The 15,933-nt window shown below is 38.7% G+C and carries 16 protein-coding genes; 7 read left to right on the top strand and 9 right to left on the bottom strand.

From position 1 onward, the window contains the following. The first annotated feature begins 39 nt into the window (after positions 1-39). The 3 genes from ACIQXP_RS02950 (at position 40) to ACIQXP_RS02940 (ending at position 2,958) form a co-directional block, all read left to right on the top strand. Entirely contained in the window at positions 40-351 is a 312-nt protein-coding gene (locus ACIQXP_RS02950) for a DUF3467 domain-containing protein (RefSeq protein ID WP_029279713.1), read from the top strand. A 76-nt stretch (positions 352-427) separates the two neighbouring features. Further along, a complete protein-coding gene (locus tag ACIQXP_RS02945; RefSeq protein ID WP_387504092.1) occupies positions 428-1,651 on the top strand; it encodes an OmpP1/FadL family transporter in 1,224 nt (407 codons plus the stop codon). A gap of 11 nt (positions 1,652-1,662) precedes the next feature. Next, positions 1,663-2,958: an SGNH/GDSL hydrolase family protein gene (locus ACIQXP_RS02940; protein ID WP_293741731.1), complete on the top strand. Its 1,296-nt coding sequence runs from the start codon at positions 1,663-1,665 to the stop codon at positions 2,956-2,958. A gap of 49 nt (positions 2,959-3,007) precedes the next feature. Here ACIQXP_RS02940 and miaA read toward each other — a convergent pair whose 3' ends face one another. The 4 genes from miaA to ACIQXP_RS02920 form a co-directional block, all read right to left on the bottom strand. Continuing rightward, positions 3,008-3,931 (bottom strand): tRNA (adenosine(37)-N6)-dimethylallyltransferase MiaA, encoded by a 924-nt coding sequence (gene miaA, locus ACIQXP_RS02935; RefSeq protein WP_293741730.1) that lies wholly within the window; start codon positions 3,929-3,931, stop codon positions 3,008-3,010. Positions 3,932-4,005: 74 nt separating this feature from the next. Further along, entirely contained in the window at positions 4,006-4,653 is a 648-nt protein-coding gene (locus ACIQXP_RS02930; protein WP_090982789.1) for an IS1096 element passenger TnpR family protein, read from the bottom strand. Between the two features lie 99 nt (positions 4,654-4,752). Beyond that, positions 4,753-6,159: a CCA tRNA nucleotidyltransferase gene (locus ACIQXP_RS02925; RefSeq protein ID WP_387504093.1), complete on the bottom strand. Its 1,407-nt coding sequence runs from the start codon at positions 6,157-6,159 to the stop codon at positions 4,753-4,755. Between the two features lie 119 nt (positions 6,160-6,278). Continuing rightward, on the bottom strand, positions 6,279-6,845 hold the full coding sequence (locus ACIQXP_RS02920) for an L-threonylcarbamoyladenylate synthase (RefSeq protein ID WP_293741728.1): 567 nt from the start codon (positions 6,843-6,845) through the stop codon (positions 6,279-6,281). Positions 6,846-7,179: 334 nt separating this feature from the next. Between ACIQXP_RS02920 and ACIQXP_RS02915 the strand changes: the two genes are divergently transcribed. Next, entirely contained in the window at positions 7,180-7,731 is a 552-nt protein-coding gene (locus ACIQXP_RS02915; protein ID WP_387504094.1) for a DUF4136 domain-containing protein, read from the top strand. A 178-nt stretch (positions 7,732-7,909) separates the two neighbouring features. Next, positions 7,910-8,464, top strand: a complete 555-nt coding sequence (locus ACIQXP_RS02910) for a DUF4136 domain-containing protein (protein WP_293741726.1) — start codon at positions 7,910-7,912, stop codon at positions 8,462-8,464. A gap of 273 nt (positions 8,465-8,737) precedes the next feature. Here the strand turns inward: ACIQXP_RS02910 and ACIQXP_RS02905 are convergent, their stop codons facing one another. Beyond that, complete coding sequence (locus ACIQXP_RS02905; RefSeq protein ID WP_387504095.1) at positions 8,738-9,847, bottom strand: glycosyltransferase family 4 protein; 1,110 nt, start codon at positions 9,845-9,847, stop codon at positions 8,738-8,740. Between the two features lie 78 nt (positions 9,848-9,925). Then, positions 9,926-10,744 carry a 2,3,4,5-tetrahydropyridine-2,6-dicarboxylate N-succinyltransferase gene (locus ACIQXP_RS02900; RefSeq protein WP_186462435.1) on the bottom strand — a complete coding sequence of 273 codons (819 nt, stop codon included), beginning with the start codon at positions 10,742-10,744 and terminating at the stop codon, positions 9,926-9,928. A gap of 184 nt (positions 10,745-10,928) precedes the next feature. On the opposite strand from ACIQXP_RS02900, the gene ACIQXP_RS02895 reads away from it, so the two are divergent. Beyond that, entirely contained in the window at positions 10,929-11,327 is a 399-nt protein-coding gene (locus ACIQXP_RS02895; RefSeq protein WP_387504096.1) for an RNA-binding S4 domain-containing protein, read from the top strand. Here ACIQXP_RS02895 and ACIQXP_RS02890 read toward each other — a convergent pair whose 3' ends face one another. Continuing rightward, positions 11,328-12,113, bottom strand: a complete 786-nt coding sequence (locus ACIQXP_RS02890; protein ID WP_387504097.1) for an EcsC family protein — start codon at positions 12,111-12,113, stop codon at positions 11,328-11,330. Positions 12,114-12,211: 98 nt separating this feature from the next. Between ACIQXP_RS02890 and ACIQXP_RS02885 the strand changes: the two genes are divergently transcribed. Beyond that, the gene (locus ACIQXP_RS02885) at positions 12,212-14,134 is read left to right on the top strand and encodes a redoxin domain-containing protein (RefSeq protein ID WP_387504098.1); all 1,923 of its coding nucleotides are present in this window, start codon (positions 12,212-12,214) and stop codon (positions 14,132-14,134) included. Positions 14,135-14,181: 47 nt separating this feature from the next. Here ACIQXP_RS02885 and ACIQXP_RS02880 read toward each other — a convergent pair whose 3' ends face one another. Both ACIQXP_RS02880 and ACIQXP_RS02875 read right to left on the bottom strand, forming a co-directional pair. Next, on the bottom strand, positions 14,182-14,658 hold the full coding sequence (locus ACIQXP_RS02880) for a nucleoside deaminase (RefSeq protein ID WP_293741721.1): 477 nt from the start codon (positions 14,656-14,658) through the stop codon (positions 14,182-14,184). 102 nt (positions 14,659-14,760) lie between these two features. After that, entirely contained in the window at positions 14,761-15,360 is a 600-nt protein-coding gene (locus ACIQXP_RS02875) for an OmpH/Skp family outer membrane protein (protein WP_090982809.1), read from the bottom strand. Between the last annotated feature and the right edge of the window lie 573 nt (positions 15,361-15,933).

The raw sequence follows: 15,933 nt of genomic DNA, 5'->3' as shown, positions 1-15,933 counted from the left end.
CCGCCATTAAGCAGCGGAATTTTTTATTTTTGAACCATTATGGAAGAACAACAAAACGAGAATCAATTAAACATAGAATTATCAGAAGAAATTGCTGAAGGGATTTTTTCTAACCTGGCTATTATTACCCATTCTAATACCGAATTTGTATTGGATTTTATCCGTGTAATGCCCGGTATTCCTAAAGCTAAGGTAAAATCAAGAATTATCTTGACTCCAGAACATGCAAAACGTTTGCTATCAGCATTGGAAGATAATATACAAAAATTCGAAGCCGTTAACGGACGAATTAAGACCCAGGAAGAACCACCTTTCCCGATGGGTTTTGGTGGACCGACTGCCCAAGCCTAGAACCCTCAAAATTCTTACACACAAATATTTGCTTACTATGTTAGCATAGTATATATTTGTATATAACCATTTATAAATGAAAAAAATTTTATTGAGCGTATTACTTTCTGCTCCACTATGGGTTTTGGGGCAGGGTTTCCAGGTTAATTTACAAGGTCAGAAGCAAATAGGTATGGCGGGTGCAGGTTCTGCATTGGCTTTGGATGAAGCTTCTGTATTTTATAATCCGGGTGCGGTATCTTTCTTAGAGAAAAACTCAGTTTCAGCAGGAGTAAACCCATTATTATTTAAATCAGCGTTTCAACAAACAGGCTCAAACGTTACGGAGAATGTTAAAAATAAAATTGCGCCTCCATTCGAATTTTACGCAGTTTGGGGTCCAAAATCAAATAAATGGAAACTAGGTTTAGGCGTTTATACGCCATTCGGGGGGTTGGTTGACTGGGGAAATGACTGGTCTGGCAGATATGCACTAACGTCATTAAATTTAAAAGCCATTTATTTCCAACCGACTTTAAGTATCAAAATTACTGACCGTATTGGTATTGGTGCAGGTTTTGTATATAATCATGGTGATGTGAATCTTCAAAGAGCGCTTCCGGTAAATTTTCCTGATGGGCACTCCGGACATGCTACTTTAGAGGGAACCGGAAAAGGTTATGGTTGGAATGCAGGTTTATATATTAAGACCCTAAGCAATATTTCATTTGCGCTTGTTCACAAATCAAAAGTAGTTACGAAATTAGATAATGGTACTGCTGAATTTGATGTGCCAAGTTCATTGAGGTCATCTTTCCCTGCAGGAAATACATTCAATGCTGAATTACCTTTACCGTCAACCACAAGCCTGGGTATAGGCATTCCATTATCACAAAGTACTACATTGGCATTTGATGCCAGTTGGGTGCAATGGCATATTTATCAGGATTTATCATTTGATTATGCGACCAATACTCCAGCACTTGCGGATACGAAATCGGCTCGTAATTATCGGGATGGTTCTTCTTTCAAACTGGGTATTAATCACCAGGCGTCAGAAAAATTAGCTTTACGAGCTGGTGTGGGTTATGCGCTTTCACCTGTACAGGATGGCTATGTAACACCTGAAGCACCAGATGCTGATCGTTATATTTTAAGTGCTGGTTTAGGTTATACGCCTACCCGCCATTTTGAAGTTAATGCATCGTTCTTTTTTGAAGATGTTAAATCACGTAAGCAAAAGAATATAGAAACAGGCCTGGATGGTACTTTTAAAACATTGGTTTATGCGCCAGGTATTTCATTAACTTATAAATGGTAGGAGAATTTAAGATGAAAAAATATATATTAAATAGTTTCATTGCTGCTGCCATTCTTTTCACAGCAGCCTGCAAACCTGAGATTGAAACACCTGCGGGCACAACGGCAGGACAAGCGAATTTCAGCAAATACATTGCTGTTGGTAATTCATTAACTTCAGGTTATGCTGATGGTGGATTATACTTAGAAGGTCAGAAAGTGGCATACCCGAATTTAATCGCAGCGAAAATGTCTTCAGTAGGGGGAGGAGCTTTTACTTCTCCATTTTTCAATGAAGATCGTTTAAATGGCTCGGGTTATATCTCTTTAACAGCTTTGGTAAATGGAACTCCAACTTTAACTCCTGTAACAGATAAATTAGCAATAAGGGATGCTGCAAAACATTTGGATAAATACAGTGGTGAAATCCAAAATTTAGGTATTCCCGGTATGCGTGTCGATTTATCTTTCGATCCAACACTTACTTTTAGCGCTGCCAATCCTTTTTTTGAGCGTTTATTAACGGATGCCCAAGTTGGTAAAACCAATTATTTTCAATATATCCAGGGAAGAAACCATACCTTTTTCTCTATCTGGTTGGGAAATAACGATGTATTGGGTTATGCTTTAAATGGTGCGGTAACCGTTGCTGGTGATCCGACTACCGTGTTAACAGATAAAGTAACCTTCTCCTCATTATATGCTAACTTATTAAATGCCTTAACCGCTGGTGGTCAGAAAGGAATAGTAGCCACTATTCCTGATGTAACAGCTATTCCTTACTTCAATACTGTTAAGCCTTCTCTGCTGCTCGCTGCAGCAAAGGCTTCTAATCCCGCTGCTCAGGCCGTATTTATTCAAACGGGTACTGGCGCGGTAAGGGTAGCAACGGATGAAGATTTAATTCGTTTACCGTTTCAATCGGCTGGTTTATTTGGTCAGGGTACTATTCCTTATGGTTTGCACCCGTTAAATCCTATCGCAAGCAACTGGGTATTGGATAAAGATGAGGTAACTAAGGTAAAAGATTATGTGAACAGCTATAACAGCAGCATAAAATCTATCGCAACAAGCAAAGGTTTAGCTATAGCAGATACCTATGCTTATTTTAATCAGGTAAAAGCTGGTGTATTAGTACAAGGTATTGGGATCAATGCTGCATTTATTTCAGGTGGTGCTTTCTCTTTAGATGGAATTCATTTAACCCCTCGTGGAAATGCAGTAATTGCGAATGTATTTATCGATGCCATTAATGCAAAATATGGCTCTACTATTCCGACGGTTGATGTTACACAATATAGAGGAGTAAAATTTCCTGATACAAAGTAAGGTTTAAGGATTTAGAAAAAGGGGAGCATAGTTTTGTATGCTCCCCTTTTTATTTGCAGGTTATTTTGTTCTCTACAAAGTCGATAATTTGTTTACTTTGGTCAGGTTCAAACCAATTAACTTCTTCGTCTCTTCTAAACCAGGTAAGCTGGCGTTTGGCAAAGCGCCGGGTATTTTGTTTAATGGCAGCATCGGCATCCTCAAGGGCTATTTTGCCGTCCAGGTAGTCGAAAAGCTCACTATAACCTACCGTATTTAAAGCATTGTATTTTCTAAACGGGATGAGCAATTTTACTTCCTCTACTAAGCCATCAGCCATCATCTGATCAACTCTTCTGTTAATCCGATCATAAAGAACAGCGCGATCGGTATTTAATCCAATCTTGATGATACTAAACGGTCTTTCCTTTTTGGTTGCCGAAAGCATTGAAGAAAGCTTTTGACCTGTTGATAAATATACTTCCAAACCCCTGATCATTCTTTGTGGATTTTGCTGATCTACTTTGGCAAAGTATTCAGGATCCAGTTCAGCCAGTTGATTTTGAATAACACTTAAACCTTCTTCTTCGAATTGTTTATTTAATTTTTCCCTGATCGATAAATCGATATCGGGCATGTCATCTAAACCATTTATCAATGCATTTACATATAACCCTGAGCCTCCAACCATAATCGCTACATCATGTTTCCTGAAAATTTCATCCAGCTTCTTTAGCCCATCAACTTCAAAATCGCCGGTACTGAATAATTGCGATACTGAATGTGAATCAATAAAATGATGCTTTGCCGCTGCTAATTCAGCTGCACTGGGTTTTGCGGTTCCTATTGCCATTTCCCTAAAAAACTGCCGGGAATCTGCAGAGATAATTTCTGTGCCGAAATGTTGAGCCAGTTGAATAGCCAAAGCCGTTTTGCCTATGGCAGTAGGGCCAACTACGGATACTAAAGTTTTTGTTTTCAGGGCTTGAGGCATGAAGGTTGGTATAAAATAAAAGCTGCCAAACTTAAATATTTGGCAGCTTTTTGCATTTATTATTTTGTTGCTAATTAATAGTCATCTTTATGGCTATCATCTTCGAACTGATCGTCATCAGAAAATTCATCTCCAAATTCGTCGTCTTCACTCTCTTCATCTTCTTCCCGTTCTTCCTCGTTGATACCCATATCGCCCATGGCTTCTAATTCGTCGGTATCTTCAGGTACAAAGTTCATTTCGTTTAAGAAATCAAATTCACCTGCAGTAGCAGCAGCTCCCCGGGGATCAACAGCCTGCGGACTATTCTGCTCCATAATTTTTGGGGCCTCACCAACGCTTTTGGCTAAAAATGGATATTCGATGTTCGGATCGGCGTCAAGTATGATTTTTACAAGCTCTACGTGGAAATCGTAAGGGCGGTCGAAATTATAGATATAGTAAAACTTTTGATGTGGATCTTCAATGAAACCGCTTAATTTGGAATTTTCCATTAAAACTACACGGTCTTTTTTTCGTTCGTTTGGTAAATAGGCAATTTCATCGCCTTTTAGCCAATTATCGGTACTTACGTAAAAAGATGAAGGCTTTTCGGCATTATAACCTGTCGATCTGTGGATAGCTTTATGCAGATCTTCAAATGTTTGGTTTGATTTAATGTCGATCTCTCTCACAACATCATCAAAATCTTCGAAAGTAATTCTAAATTTATAAATAGCCATTATTTTATTTTGGAATCGTAAAAATAAAGTTAATTTATAACTGCCGCAAGCATGGAGTGTCTTAAAAGACACCGTATTTAGATTGTTACGGCAATCAAATTATTTACTAACAGGATATATTCCCATTTGTTTTCCCTGATTAAGCATAAAGTTAAACGCTTCCTGATAATCATTTGTAATCTCACCTTCCAATATGGCCTCACGAATGGCATTTTTGATCAAGCCGACTTCTTTGCCTGCATCGAGGCCAAAAGTTTCCATGATATCGTTGCCGGTGATTGGCGGTTGCCAGTTTCTGATTTTATCACGTTCTTCAACATCCCTGAGCTTTTGCTTTACCAGTTCAAAGTTGTTTCGGTATTTTGTTTTCTTATATTCGTTTTTGGTGGTCACATCGGCATTGCAGAGTAACATCAGGCTTTCAATTTCTTCTCCTGCATCAAAAAGCAATCGCCTTACAGCAGAATCTGTAACCGTTTCCTGTGCCAGCACAATTGGGCGTAAATGAAGTTGCACCAGTTTTTGCACATACTTCATCTTTTCGTTTAAAGGAAGTTTAAGCTGTGCGAAAATTTTCGGAACCATGCGCGCACCCCTGTCTTCATGGCCGTGGAATGTCCAGCCGTGGCCTTCTTCAAAACGTTTGGTAGCCGGTTTGGCAATATCATGTAAAATAGCCGCCCAACGTAGCCATAAATCATCCGTATCCGCGCATATGTTATCTAATACCTCAAGTGTATGATAGAAATTGTCTTTATGCCCCTTTCCTTTAATAATTTCCACGCCATGAAGTTGTGCCATCTGGGGGAAAATGATATGCAATAATCCGGTATCGAAAAGATATTTAAAGCCTACAGATGGTTTTTTGGAAAGAATGATTTTATTCATCTCATCTGTAATCCGCTCTTTTGATACAATACTGATGCGCTGTTTTTGTGTTTTTATGGCATGAAGCGCAGTCTGATCAATATCAAAATTAAGTTGTGAAGCGAAACGTATGGCCCGCATCATGCGCAAAGGATCATCAGAAAAGGTTATTTCAGGGTCGAGTGGTGTACGGATCAGCTTATTTTCGAGATCTTTAATGCCGTCAAAGGGATCCAGTAATTCACCAAAACGATCAGCATTTAAATTAATTGCCAAAGCATTGATGGTGAAATCTCTGCGGAGCTGGTCGTCTGCTAAAGTACCATCTTCAACAATAGGTTTGCGCGAATCGGAACGATAAGATTCTTTCCGGGCGCCCACAAACTCAATTTCTAAATCCTGAAATTTGATGTTTGCCGTACCGAAATTTTTAAAAACAGCCACCTTGGTGTTCAGTTTTCTACCTACAGCTTCAGCATAAGCTATTCCGCTGCCCACAACGACCACATCAATATCTTTTGAAGGGCGATCTAGAAATAAATCGCGAACAAAGCCACCGATTACATATGCTTCGGTTTGGTGCTTATCGGCAATTTGTGATAAGGTTTTAAATATTGGATGTTGTAGGTGTTGCTGCATAAAAATGATTTCGTCATGCTGATCCGCTAGCTAACTATTGGATTTATTTCAGCATCTATTAAAAAATAACCTGGTGACGAATTACTTAATGATGCGAAATTAATAAAAACTATTGAGGCTTACTTCCTGATAAACTCAAACTGTCCACCTGGAGAAAGTTTCATGATGGTTGATGGTTTTTTGCTGGTCCGGTTTTCCTGTTCAAAATCTACTACATAATCAACAGCATTGATAATTTCAGGATCAATGTCATCGAAGAATTTAGGCGAAGGCTGCCCGCTTAAATTTGCAGAGGTAGATACTATAGGTTTTCTAAAACGCTGGATCAATGGGGTGCAAAAATCGTGTTTAACAATTCTGATGCCTACGCTGCCATCTGCATTAATTACATTTTTAGCTAAGTTTTTGGCATTCGAAAAAACGACGGTAAGTGGGTTTTCTGCATATTCGATCAGATCATACGCCACGTCGGGTATTTCGGCAACATAACTCTGCAGTTTACTGTCAGTATCCAATAAGACGATTAAGCTCTTTTCGGCCGGCCGGTTTTTTATTTTCAGTACTTTATCTACCGCTTCCGGATTGGTGGCATCGCAACCTATTCCCCAAATGGTATCGGTAGGATAGAGGATCACCCCGCCCGATTTTAATACTTCTAAAGCTTTGTTAATCTCATCTTTTAACATTCTGCAAAGTTAATCGATAAAGCTTAAGTTAAGTAACCTCCTCATAAAAGAATTTTAGCATTATATATTCTTTATGCTACTAAATGTCAGGCGCTGGCAAATAAATCAATTTTTTAATCACTGGTTATTAAATGAAGTACATTTTACAATAGGAATGTTTATCCTTAATGATTCAGCGATTTCCTGTGGCCTCATATGTTTCTATCTGGCACTCATCATTCTTATAAAGTAATTTTATGATCGTAACATATTCTTATCGTTTATTTAGCTGAATTGAGGTATTTCACGCCAATAAACCCGTATTTTAGTAATAGGTTATTAAATAAAACATAAAATGAAACACACACTTAAATGGGGTATGCTGTTTACTATTGTAATGGCATTTACCGGTTGTATTTCTGTGCTTACGGCATCAGATTACGACAAAAAGATCGATTTTTCGAAGTTGAAATCCTTTGCTTACTATGAAAAAGGCATTGAAAATTTAGAATTAAACAACCTGGACAAGCCCAGGATGTTAGATGCCATCGAAGCCACTATGGCAAAAAGAGGGTTTGGCAAAGCTGGCCGACCGGATTTTTTGGTTAATGTAGTAGTTTTAAGCAGCATTAATGCGAGGGCAGATTGGGGTTACAGCGGAGGTGGTTATCAATGGGATGTAGCCTCATTGTCGTATCAATGGAGAGATTCGCAATTCGGACCGCTTAACAGCAACAAACCATATCAAACGGGGTCTATTATCATTGATTTTTTGAACCCGGAAACCAAGGCAATTATGTGGCACGGGGTAGGGTCAGGTTTTAATTTTGATGATTATAACGATAGAGAAAACAGGATAAATCTTGCTGTTAAACAAATCTTGTCGCAATATCCTCCAATTTATTGATCTGATCCATTTAATCCAATTGTAAAATATTTAGTCTGAGTGATATAAGGTCAAAACATAATCAAATAGAAATCGTTTTATAGATAAAAATCTGATTGTAAAAAAATGTTAAATGATTTTATTTGGTTCGCAAGATCGTTATATTTATGTCAGGTTATTTATACAAGAAACGCACAAAATGAAAACAGCACAAAAATTATTAATGCTTTTTACAGTGGTATTGGCATTAGCAGGATGTACAACACTCCGCACCGCATCAGATTATGATAAAGATGTTGATTTAAGGGGTTATAAAACTTACAATTTTTACGATAAAGGTATTGCCAGGATTAAGCTCAACAATTTAGATAAGCGCAGGTTGATGGCGGCAGTTGAATCTGAAATGAATGCGAAAGGCTTTACAAAATCGGATCGTCCGGATCTGCTGGTTAATCTTGTAGTGGTTGCCCGCGAAAAAACCGATGTATATGGCCCGGGTTACTACGGTGGCTGGGGATGGGGCTGGCGCGGCGGTTGGGGAAATCCTTTCTGGGGCGGCGGTACCTATGTGAACCAGTATATTGACGGTACCATTATTATCGATTTTCTGGATCCGGCCAAAAAGATTTTATTCTGGCACGGACAAGGATCAGGTTTTAACCTTGATAACTTTAATAAAAGAGAACAACGTTTGTATACTGGCGTGAAAGAAATCTTAGCACAATATCCATCGAACGGTGTAACTGCAAAATAAGCAGTAGAATTAACTATAACAAGAGGGCTGTTGAATTTTAAATAATTCCAGCCCTTTGGCCTTTGTACAGTCAGTTCCAACTTAAACCTGACATTCGCGGAAAGCTCGGAATCCGATCCTTCATCGGATGAGGGCTTGTAGCATTGGCAGGACTAACGTTTATAGTAGCAGTATCATTGCTTTTCAAATATAAAAGACAAATTTCTGTAATTAACCTAAATTACGGCGCATTACACGCCATGCCAGGGAAATGTTGGCATAAAGGGATAACCTTTAAAGAGATAGATAACAATTCATCAATTGCTGTGTAACCACAGAACTATTGAATTTTTGAACAAATTCCAACCCCTTTTCTTTCATTTCTTTTTGAAGTTGAGGATTTTCTATAATTTGATTAATGGCTTTTGCTAATCCTGTTGCATCATTTGGCGAAACATATAAACTATCAGGCCCGCCCGCTTCTTTCAAACATGATCCAGTTGCTGCCACTACCGGAACGGCCGAATACAAAGCCTCGATGATGGGGATACCAAAACCTTCGTAGAAAGAGGGGTAAACAAAAACGTTGGCCATTTGGTAAATGCCAGGCAGGTCGGTAAAGGGAATGTTTTTTAAAAATAATACGCGGTTTTTCAGACCGAGCTTTTCTATTTCTTTCTCAACGATGTTAAAATAGGCAGTTTGTTTCCCTATCACTACCAATTTATATTCTTCATTAACTTCTTTTAAAGCCTTGACAACCAGTTTTAGATTTTTACGCTCTTCAATGGTGCCAACATTCAGCAGATATTTATCTGGTAGTTTATAGGTTGTCTTAATCCTGCTTAATTTTTCTTTTGGAAACGCTGTTTTAAAACTATCATCGCAGCTTTGGTAAATTACTTCAATCTTTTCAGGGTTAATCCCGTACAGATTGATAATATCTTCTTTTGTTTTTTCGCTGATTGCGATAATTTTATCGGCCCGTTTGCAGGCAGATTTACTTTTCCATTCGTATAATTTCCGGTCGATCAATTTATAATACTGTGGAAAGCGAAGAAAAATTAAATCATGTATGGTTACGATGGATTTAATCCTGGTGTGCTGGATGGCCAATGGAATTTCATGACTAAGACCATGAAAAATCTGGCATTCGTCTTGGGTTAAATCTTTCAGAATATTTAACGTCCTCCATAAAAAAGGCCCGCTTTTAGGAAGCTTTAATTTGATGTTTTCCTTTTCAAAAAACGCATCGATCTGTCTGGCGGATTTTACTTTTGGTGCATAAACCAAATACTCGTGTTCAGGAAACTGATCCGCCAGATGTTCAATTAAAGAACGGCTGTAATTACCAAGTCCGGTTAAGTTATTGGCAGCACGCTTGCCGTCGTATCCTATTTTCATTAGAGGTTTATGGTTTGAGGCATAAGGTGTAAGGTCCTGATGTTACCTTACACCCTAAACCTTACGCCTTTTACCGTTTTAAACGGCTACATTATTTTCTCTCAACGCATCGTTAAGTGAAGTTTTCTTATCTGTACTTTCTTTACGTTTACCGATAATTAAAGCACAGGGAACCTGAAATTCGCCAGCAGGGAATTTTTTAGTATAACTTCCTGGTATTACCACTGAACGGGCCGGAACAATACCTTTATATTCAACAGGGGTTGGGCCGGTAACATCAATAATTTTGGTTGATGCTGTTAAAACCACATTGGCACCAAGAACGGCTTCTCTTTCTACTTTAACACCTTCTACAACAATAGCCCTCGAGCCTAAAAAGGCATCATCTTCGATAATAACCGGAGCAGCTTGTACAGGCTCTAAAACACCACCAATACCTACACCACCACTTAAATGTACACGTTTACCAATTTGTGCGCAAGAACCCACGGTAGCCCACGTATCAACCATGGTACCTTCGTCAACATAAGCGCCAATATTTACATACGATGGCATCATGATTACACCTTTTGCCAAAAACGAACCGTAACGGGCGCTTGCCATCGGCACCACACGAACACCGGTTGTTTTGTAATCGGTTTTTAATTCCATTTTATCATGGTAAACAAACGGACCGCTTTTAATTTCCTTCATCTCGCGGATCGGGAAATATAAAATTACTGCCTTTTTTACCCATTCATTAATGCCCCAAGAGTTTAAAACTGGTTCAGCTACACGGATTTCACCCTTATCTAAACCTTGAATTACCGTTTCAATGGCTTCGCAATAGTTGCTATATTGTAAAAGTGTTCTGTCTTCCCAAGCGGCTTCAATTAATTTCTTTAAATCTGAATACATGATGTTTTTTAATTTTACGCAAAATAAATCAATTTTTGTTTATTAAAGGGTTTAATGTATAAATTGTTTTGTTCCTGGGTTAACCGGTTAATTGTTTCAATCGGTTAACTGTTGAAAGCCGTATCTACAATTAACCGATTAACCAGTTTATACAGTTAACCTAATTACGTATTTTTGTATTTTTATGACAGAGACAGAAAAACTTCGGATAGATAAATATTTATGGGCAATCAGGTTGTTTAAAACAAGGAGCCTGGCTACCGATGCCTGTAAAGCGGGTAGGGTGAAACTCAAGGGGCAGAATATTAAACCCTCGGCTATTGTGAAAGTTGGCGATGTTTACCAGGTTTCAAAAGGCATTGAGAAAAAAATTATAGAGGTGGTTGAACTCTCGTATAACAGAACAGATTCGCCAACCGCTTTAACCAAATATAAAGATCTTACTCCGCCAGAAGAAACGCGTGCTTTTAAATCAGCTTTTCATGCGCCAACACTTAAACGCGATCGGGGAACAGGACGTCCAACTAAGAAAGACAGAAGGGAAACAGATGATTTATTGGATGGGATGTTTGATGAAGAGTAGTTAGTTTCCAGTTTTCAGTTTACGGTTTTCAGTTTTTTCTGAACTGGAAATTGCATACTGCAAACTGAAATACCTCATTCTATAACTCATCATGGCTGTCTTACCTAATTTCTCAATTAATTTATAATTGGCAATGGCGCCAACTGCTGCACCCACAAAAGGGAGCATCTGGGCCAGTTTAGCCAGATCGATGTAATCACGGTACTGTTGCTGAAAAGTGAGCCAGTCAAATTCATCAATATTGGTCGGCAATAAATGCGCTTGTTCATCCCAAGCCAGCATTTTGCTGAAAACATGCTGACTTTCTTCTTTACTTGAAAAGGCCAGCTGAAAGATGTGTAAAATATATAAACGTTCGCGGTAATCTTTAACATCATATCCGTAAATTGCCGCTATATCGAAAAGCATTTTCATTTTGATGCCCAATAATAACGGGAAATCAGCCAGGCTCATCAAAAAACCACCCGCACCTGTAATTCCACCTTCTGCAGCACCTGTTTTTTTATAATTTTCGATCTTTTGCTTAATTAATGCCTCCCGGTGCATCAAAGTCAAATCGGTAACGGGTTTCGAAGTGGTAAAGGTAGAACCAAAAAGTACCGCCTTAACCATTTGTTTTATGGCTGAGGTTATGGCGTCATGAACCTTATCGGGTATATAGCTGTTTATTTTCTTTTGAACTTTGTCAGTCACCTTGTTTAATAGTGAAGGTTGTTGCAAAGTTTTAAACTTCCAGAAATCCAGTTCATTCTTTATTTTTTGTTCGTAGGTCATGATGATGTTCATACAATAATTATTCCTTAAAATTTAACAAAAAATAACTAGGAATAACGGCGAATAAACTATATATTTAGTTTACCTAATTAAAATCTAATCCTTTCATTATGAAAACCTTAAAATTGTTCTCTTTACTGGTGTTGGCTGCGGGAGCGGTTAATGCTCAGGGGGTAAAATTTTCTGCTGTTCAACCAGCTGCAGGGAGTACCGTTAAATTTACCTACGATCCAAAAGGAACTAACCTGGAAAACCTGGCCGATGTAAAATGTACCGGTTATACTTTTTTTAGTACAACTAATCCAAAAAGCAGGAAAGTTGAGCTGGTAAAAGAAGGGATGGTTTACAAAGGGGAGATTTCAACTCCGGATAGCGTTACTGTGGTTGGGCTTTCCTTTTCTGTTGGCGACCAGAAAGATGAAGCACCCGCCGGTTACGTCATTGAATTTACCAAGGGTGGGAAAGTATCTGCTGAGGCTTATCTCAACGAAGCCTTTTTATATGGATTAGCCGGAAATTATTATCTGGGACTTACCATTGATCCTGAAAAGGCACTATTATTATACAATCAGGCATTTGCGCTAAAGCCAGAGTTGAAAAAGAAAAACCTGCAGCAATACCTTTCGCTCGAGTATAAAGCAGATAAAGATAAGGGAACAAAGCTCATCAACGAGAACATTTCGGCGTTGTCTAAACTGAAAGAACCTAAAGAAGAAGATTTAAGCACTGTTATCGGACTGTATTCGCTGCTAAAGAAAAAAACACAGGCCGATTCAGTTAAAGGGATTGTGCTCAAGAAATATCCAACCGGGAATTATGCCTGGAATGATAAAATGAATATACTTTACGGTACAAAAGATTTTGCTGTACAAATACAGAAAGCGGAAGAACTGATCGCAGGATTTAAACTCGATCAAAACGAAAAGGCTGATGTGGGCAAACTAAATGCTGTTTATGGCATGATGGCAAATAGCGCGGTAAAAGCCAAAGATCTGGATAAGTTTCAATATTATGCGGGTAAAGTAACTGATAAAATGACAAGGGCAAGTCTTTATAATAATTTTGCCTGGCCAGCTGCTGAAAAAAAGGAAAATATAGATTTAGCCTTAAAGCTTTCCAGGCAATCGCTCGATCTGATAGAAGCATCAAGAAGTGTTGAGCTGCCAAAATATTACAATACTAAAGAAGATTATCTCAAATATTTAGATGGTGCTTATGGCATGTATGCCGATACCTATGCGTTATTGCTTTATCATCAGGGCAAATTTAAGGAAGCATTGGCTGCACAGGAAAAAGCTTTACCGATGTATGCTAGTGTTCCGCCAGATGTTTCCGAGCGTTATGTTACCTACCTGATTAAAGATGGGCAGAACAATAAGGCCTATACAGAGGCGGAAAAACTCATCAAAGATGGTAAAGCAACCGATTCGTTAAAAGCTGATTTTAAAAGGCTTTATACCACTTTAAAGAAAGAAGGTACTTACGAAACGTATATCGCCAGTCTGGAAAAAGCAGCTTTAGAAAAAGAAAGAGCGGAGTGGACCAAAAAAATGATTAATATCCCTGCACCTGCATTTTCACTGATGAATTTAAAAGGTGAAAAGGTTAGCCTAGCCAGCTTAAAAGGTAAAATAGTGATTTTGGATTACTGGGCAACCTGGTGTGGCCCATGTGTAGCTTCTTTTCCCGGTATGCAAAAAGCCATGGCAAAATATTCAGCCAACCCCAATGTGGTATTTCTGTTTGTAAACACCTGGCAAAATGAGGATAACAGGGAGAAAGTGGTTACCGATTTTATTGCTGAAAAGAAATACAATTTTAATGTGCTTTACGATACTAAAAACGCTAAAGATCCCTCAAAATTCGATGTTGTAAGTGCTTATAAGGTGGATGGAATCCCTACTAAATTTGTGATAGACGGCGATGGTAATATCAGGTTTAAAGCCGTGGGTTTCTCAGGAACTGATGATGGTGTAGTGAAAGAGATAGATGCTATGGTGGGGTTGTTGGCTTCTAAAGAATCGGGTAAATAAATGTCAGTTTACAACAAAGGTGCTGAGTGATCGGCACCTTTCGTAGTTTAATAATTAATCCGCATCTGCGATGTTTCCCATAGCTTAAATGCCGACAACGCTTCATCGCGCATCAACTGGATTACAGGCAGGCTTCTGTTTTCCATTGGTTTGTCAAGTTCATCATAAATGAATTTGTCGCTAAAGCCGATATACTCAGCATCTGCTTTGGTATTTGCGTAATATATGGTATCAATTTTTGCCCAGTAAATAGCCCCCAAGCACATCGGACAAGGCTCGCAGCTGGTGTAAATAACACATCCACTTAAATCGAAGGTATTTAATTCGGCACAGGCCAGTCTGATGGCCGAAACCTCTGCGTGTGCGGTTGGATCATTGGTTAAAGTAACCTTATTGGCTGATTTAGCAATGAGTTGTCCATCTTTTACCACTACCGCGCCAAATGGTCCGCCAATGCACTCGCTTACATTTTGTACCGATAGGTCGATGGCCATCTGCATGTATTCCTGATGTTGTTTTTCCATATTTATTTTATTTGGGTAAATGGCTTCGGTGCTGATTTTCAATGTAGCACAAAAAAAATGCCCCGATTTTGTCGGGGCATCCAGTTTTCAATATCTTTTGGTTTATTTTTTACTGTATTCTGCATTTAAGCCTTTTATTACTTCTGAAGTCACATCTAAACTTTCATCGGCAAATAAGATGGCACTGTTACCTTTTGAGTACGTTAAAACCATTTTATAACCTTTTTCTTTAGCATAACCTTTCAGGTAATCAGCTACTTTATCGTAAAGTTTTTCATTTTCGGCAGCCTGCTCATTCTGTAAAGCGCCACCAGCGTTTTGTTGGTAAGTTTGAAGTTCTTGTTGTTTACGTGCCAAACGCTCTTCAGTACTTTTGCGTTGATCGGCTGATAAGGTTTGTGCCGATTGCTGGTATTGTGCTACCTCTCTTTGAAAAGCCTGACCTTTTGCCTGGATATCTGCCTGAGCACTTTTGCTTTTACCTTCAAATTTTACTTTAAGATCTTTGAAGTATTCATATTTTGTAAGTAACGAGTCGGAGTTTACAAACACAATTTTCTCAGTTGCAGAAACCGGTGCAGTAGTACCCTCTGTTTTTTTAGGTTCAGTAGTTTTAGTGTCTTTGTTCTGACATGCAGAGAAAGCAGTTATCAAAGTTGCAGTTGCAAGTAAACCAAAGGTTTTAAAGGTTCTTCTTTCCATTCTTGTTTAATAAATTTTAGCAAACTTATATAAATTAGTTTTGATATGCAATTTAAAGAAAAGCCTATTGTCATCGAAAGGTGTTTTGCGTTTGGCGCGGAGCATAAAGCGTTAATTTTACTCGTCGCTAAGCCCCTTGCCGGCCGCTCAAACCAGATAGCAATGATTTGAAAAGCAATACCTGTGTTTCAAGCGGTTGTTTGCCCTGCTGTCCGCTTTATTGCATGCCCGCTTCCATCAGGTTTAGGTGGCGCAGAATGTGCTGCTATTGGGGTTGTATGGCGCCTGGCAAATTGGCAATAGCAACGATCCTACGGAAAGAAAACACCAATTGACTATTGACTACCTACGAATCGTCCCTAACCGGACGTTTTTTCTCAAAATGAAGCTTCTGATATTGGGGATAATACTCGAAAGAAAAACTAAATGTTCTTTACCTGCTGTAAGCCCAAACGGAATGGGGGTAAAACCGGGATCAATAGAAGGAGAGAGACAACGCTGCTGGTGATATATGATTTACATTTCAAATCCCTGTTAACTCAATGAAAGAGGCTTTTGCATCAATCTCTTAAC

Origin of the sequence: Pedobacter suwonensis, assembly GCF_044762335.1 — a bacterium.
GTDB lineage: Bacteria > Bacteroidota > Bacteroidia > Sphingobacteriales > Sphingobacteriaceae > Pedobacter.
The sequence above is the reverse complement of the archived record's forward strand: the minus strand, read 5'-3'. Positions and strand labels throughout refer to the sequence as shown.

Excerpts from the sequence above, each read along its gene's own strand:
- ACIQXP_RS02925 (WP_387504093.1), bottom strand. The coding sequence starts at position 6,159 with ATGCAGCAACACCTACAACATCCAATATTTAAAACCTTATCACAAATT.
- ACIQXP_RS02880 (WP_293741721.1), bottom strand. The coding sequence starts at position 14,658 with ATGGAAAAACAACATCAGGAATACATGCAGATGGCCATCGACCTATCG.
- ACIQXP_RS02945 (WP_387504092.1), top strand. The coding sequence starts at position 428 with ATGAAAAAAATTTTATTGAGCGTATTACTTTCTGCTCCACTATGGGTT.
- ACIQXP_RS02895 (WP_387504096.1), top strand. The coding sequence starts at position 10,929 with ATGACAGAGACAGAAAAACTTCGGATAGATAAATATTTATGGGCAATC.
- ACIQXP_RS02875 (WP_090982809.1), bottom strand. The coding sequence starts at position 15,360 with ATGGAAAGAAGAACCTTTAAAACCTTTGGTTTACTTGCAACTGCAACT.
- ACIQXP_RS02890 (WP_387504097.1), bottom strand. The coding sequence starts at position 12,113 with ATGAACATCATCATGACCTACGAACAAAAAATAAAGAATGAACTGGAT.
- ACIQXP_RS02905 (WP_387504095.1), bottom strand. The coding sequence starts at position 9,847 with ATGAAAATAGGATACGACGGCAAGCGTGCTGCCAATAACTTAACCGGA.
- ACIQXP_RS02950 (WP_029279713.1), top strand. The coding sequence starts at position 40 with ATGGAAGAACAACAAAACGAGAATCAATTAAACATAGAATTATCAGAA.
- ACIQXP_RS02930 (WP_090982789.1), bottom strand. The coding sequence starts at position 4,653 with ATGGCTATTTATAAATTTAGAATTACTTTCGAAGATTTTGATGATGTT.
- ACIQXP_RS02885 (WP_387504098.1), top strand. The coding sequence starts at position 12,212 with ATGAAAACCTTAAAATTGTTCTCTTTACTGGTGTTGGCTGCGGGAGCG.
- ACIQXP_RS02900 (WP_186462435.1), bottom strand. The coding sequence starts at position 10,744 with ATGTATTCAGATTTAAAGAAATTAATTGAAGCCGCTTGGGAAGACAGA.
- ACIQXP_RS02915 (WP_387504094.1), top strand. The coding sequence starts at position 7,180 with ATGAAACACACACTTAAATGGGGTATGCTGTTTACTATTGTAATGGCA.
- ACIQXP_RS02920 (WP_293741728.1), bottom strand. The coding sequence starts at position 6,845 with ATGTTAAAAGATGAGATTAACAAAGCTTTAGAAGTATTAAAATCGGGC.
- ACIQXP_RS02940 (WP_293741731.1), top strand. The coding sequence starts at position 1,663 with ATGAAAAAATATATATTAAATAGTTTCATTGCTGCTGCCATTCTTTTC.
- miaA (WP_293741730.1), bottom strand. The coding sequence starts at position 3,931 with ATGCCTCAAGCCCTGAAAACAAAAACTTTAGTATCCGTAGTTGGCCCT.
- ACIQXP_RS02910 (WP_293741726.1), top strand. The coding sequence starts at position 7,910 with ATGAAAACAGCACAAAAATTATTAATGCTTTTTACAGTGGTATTGGCA.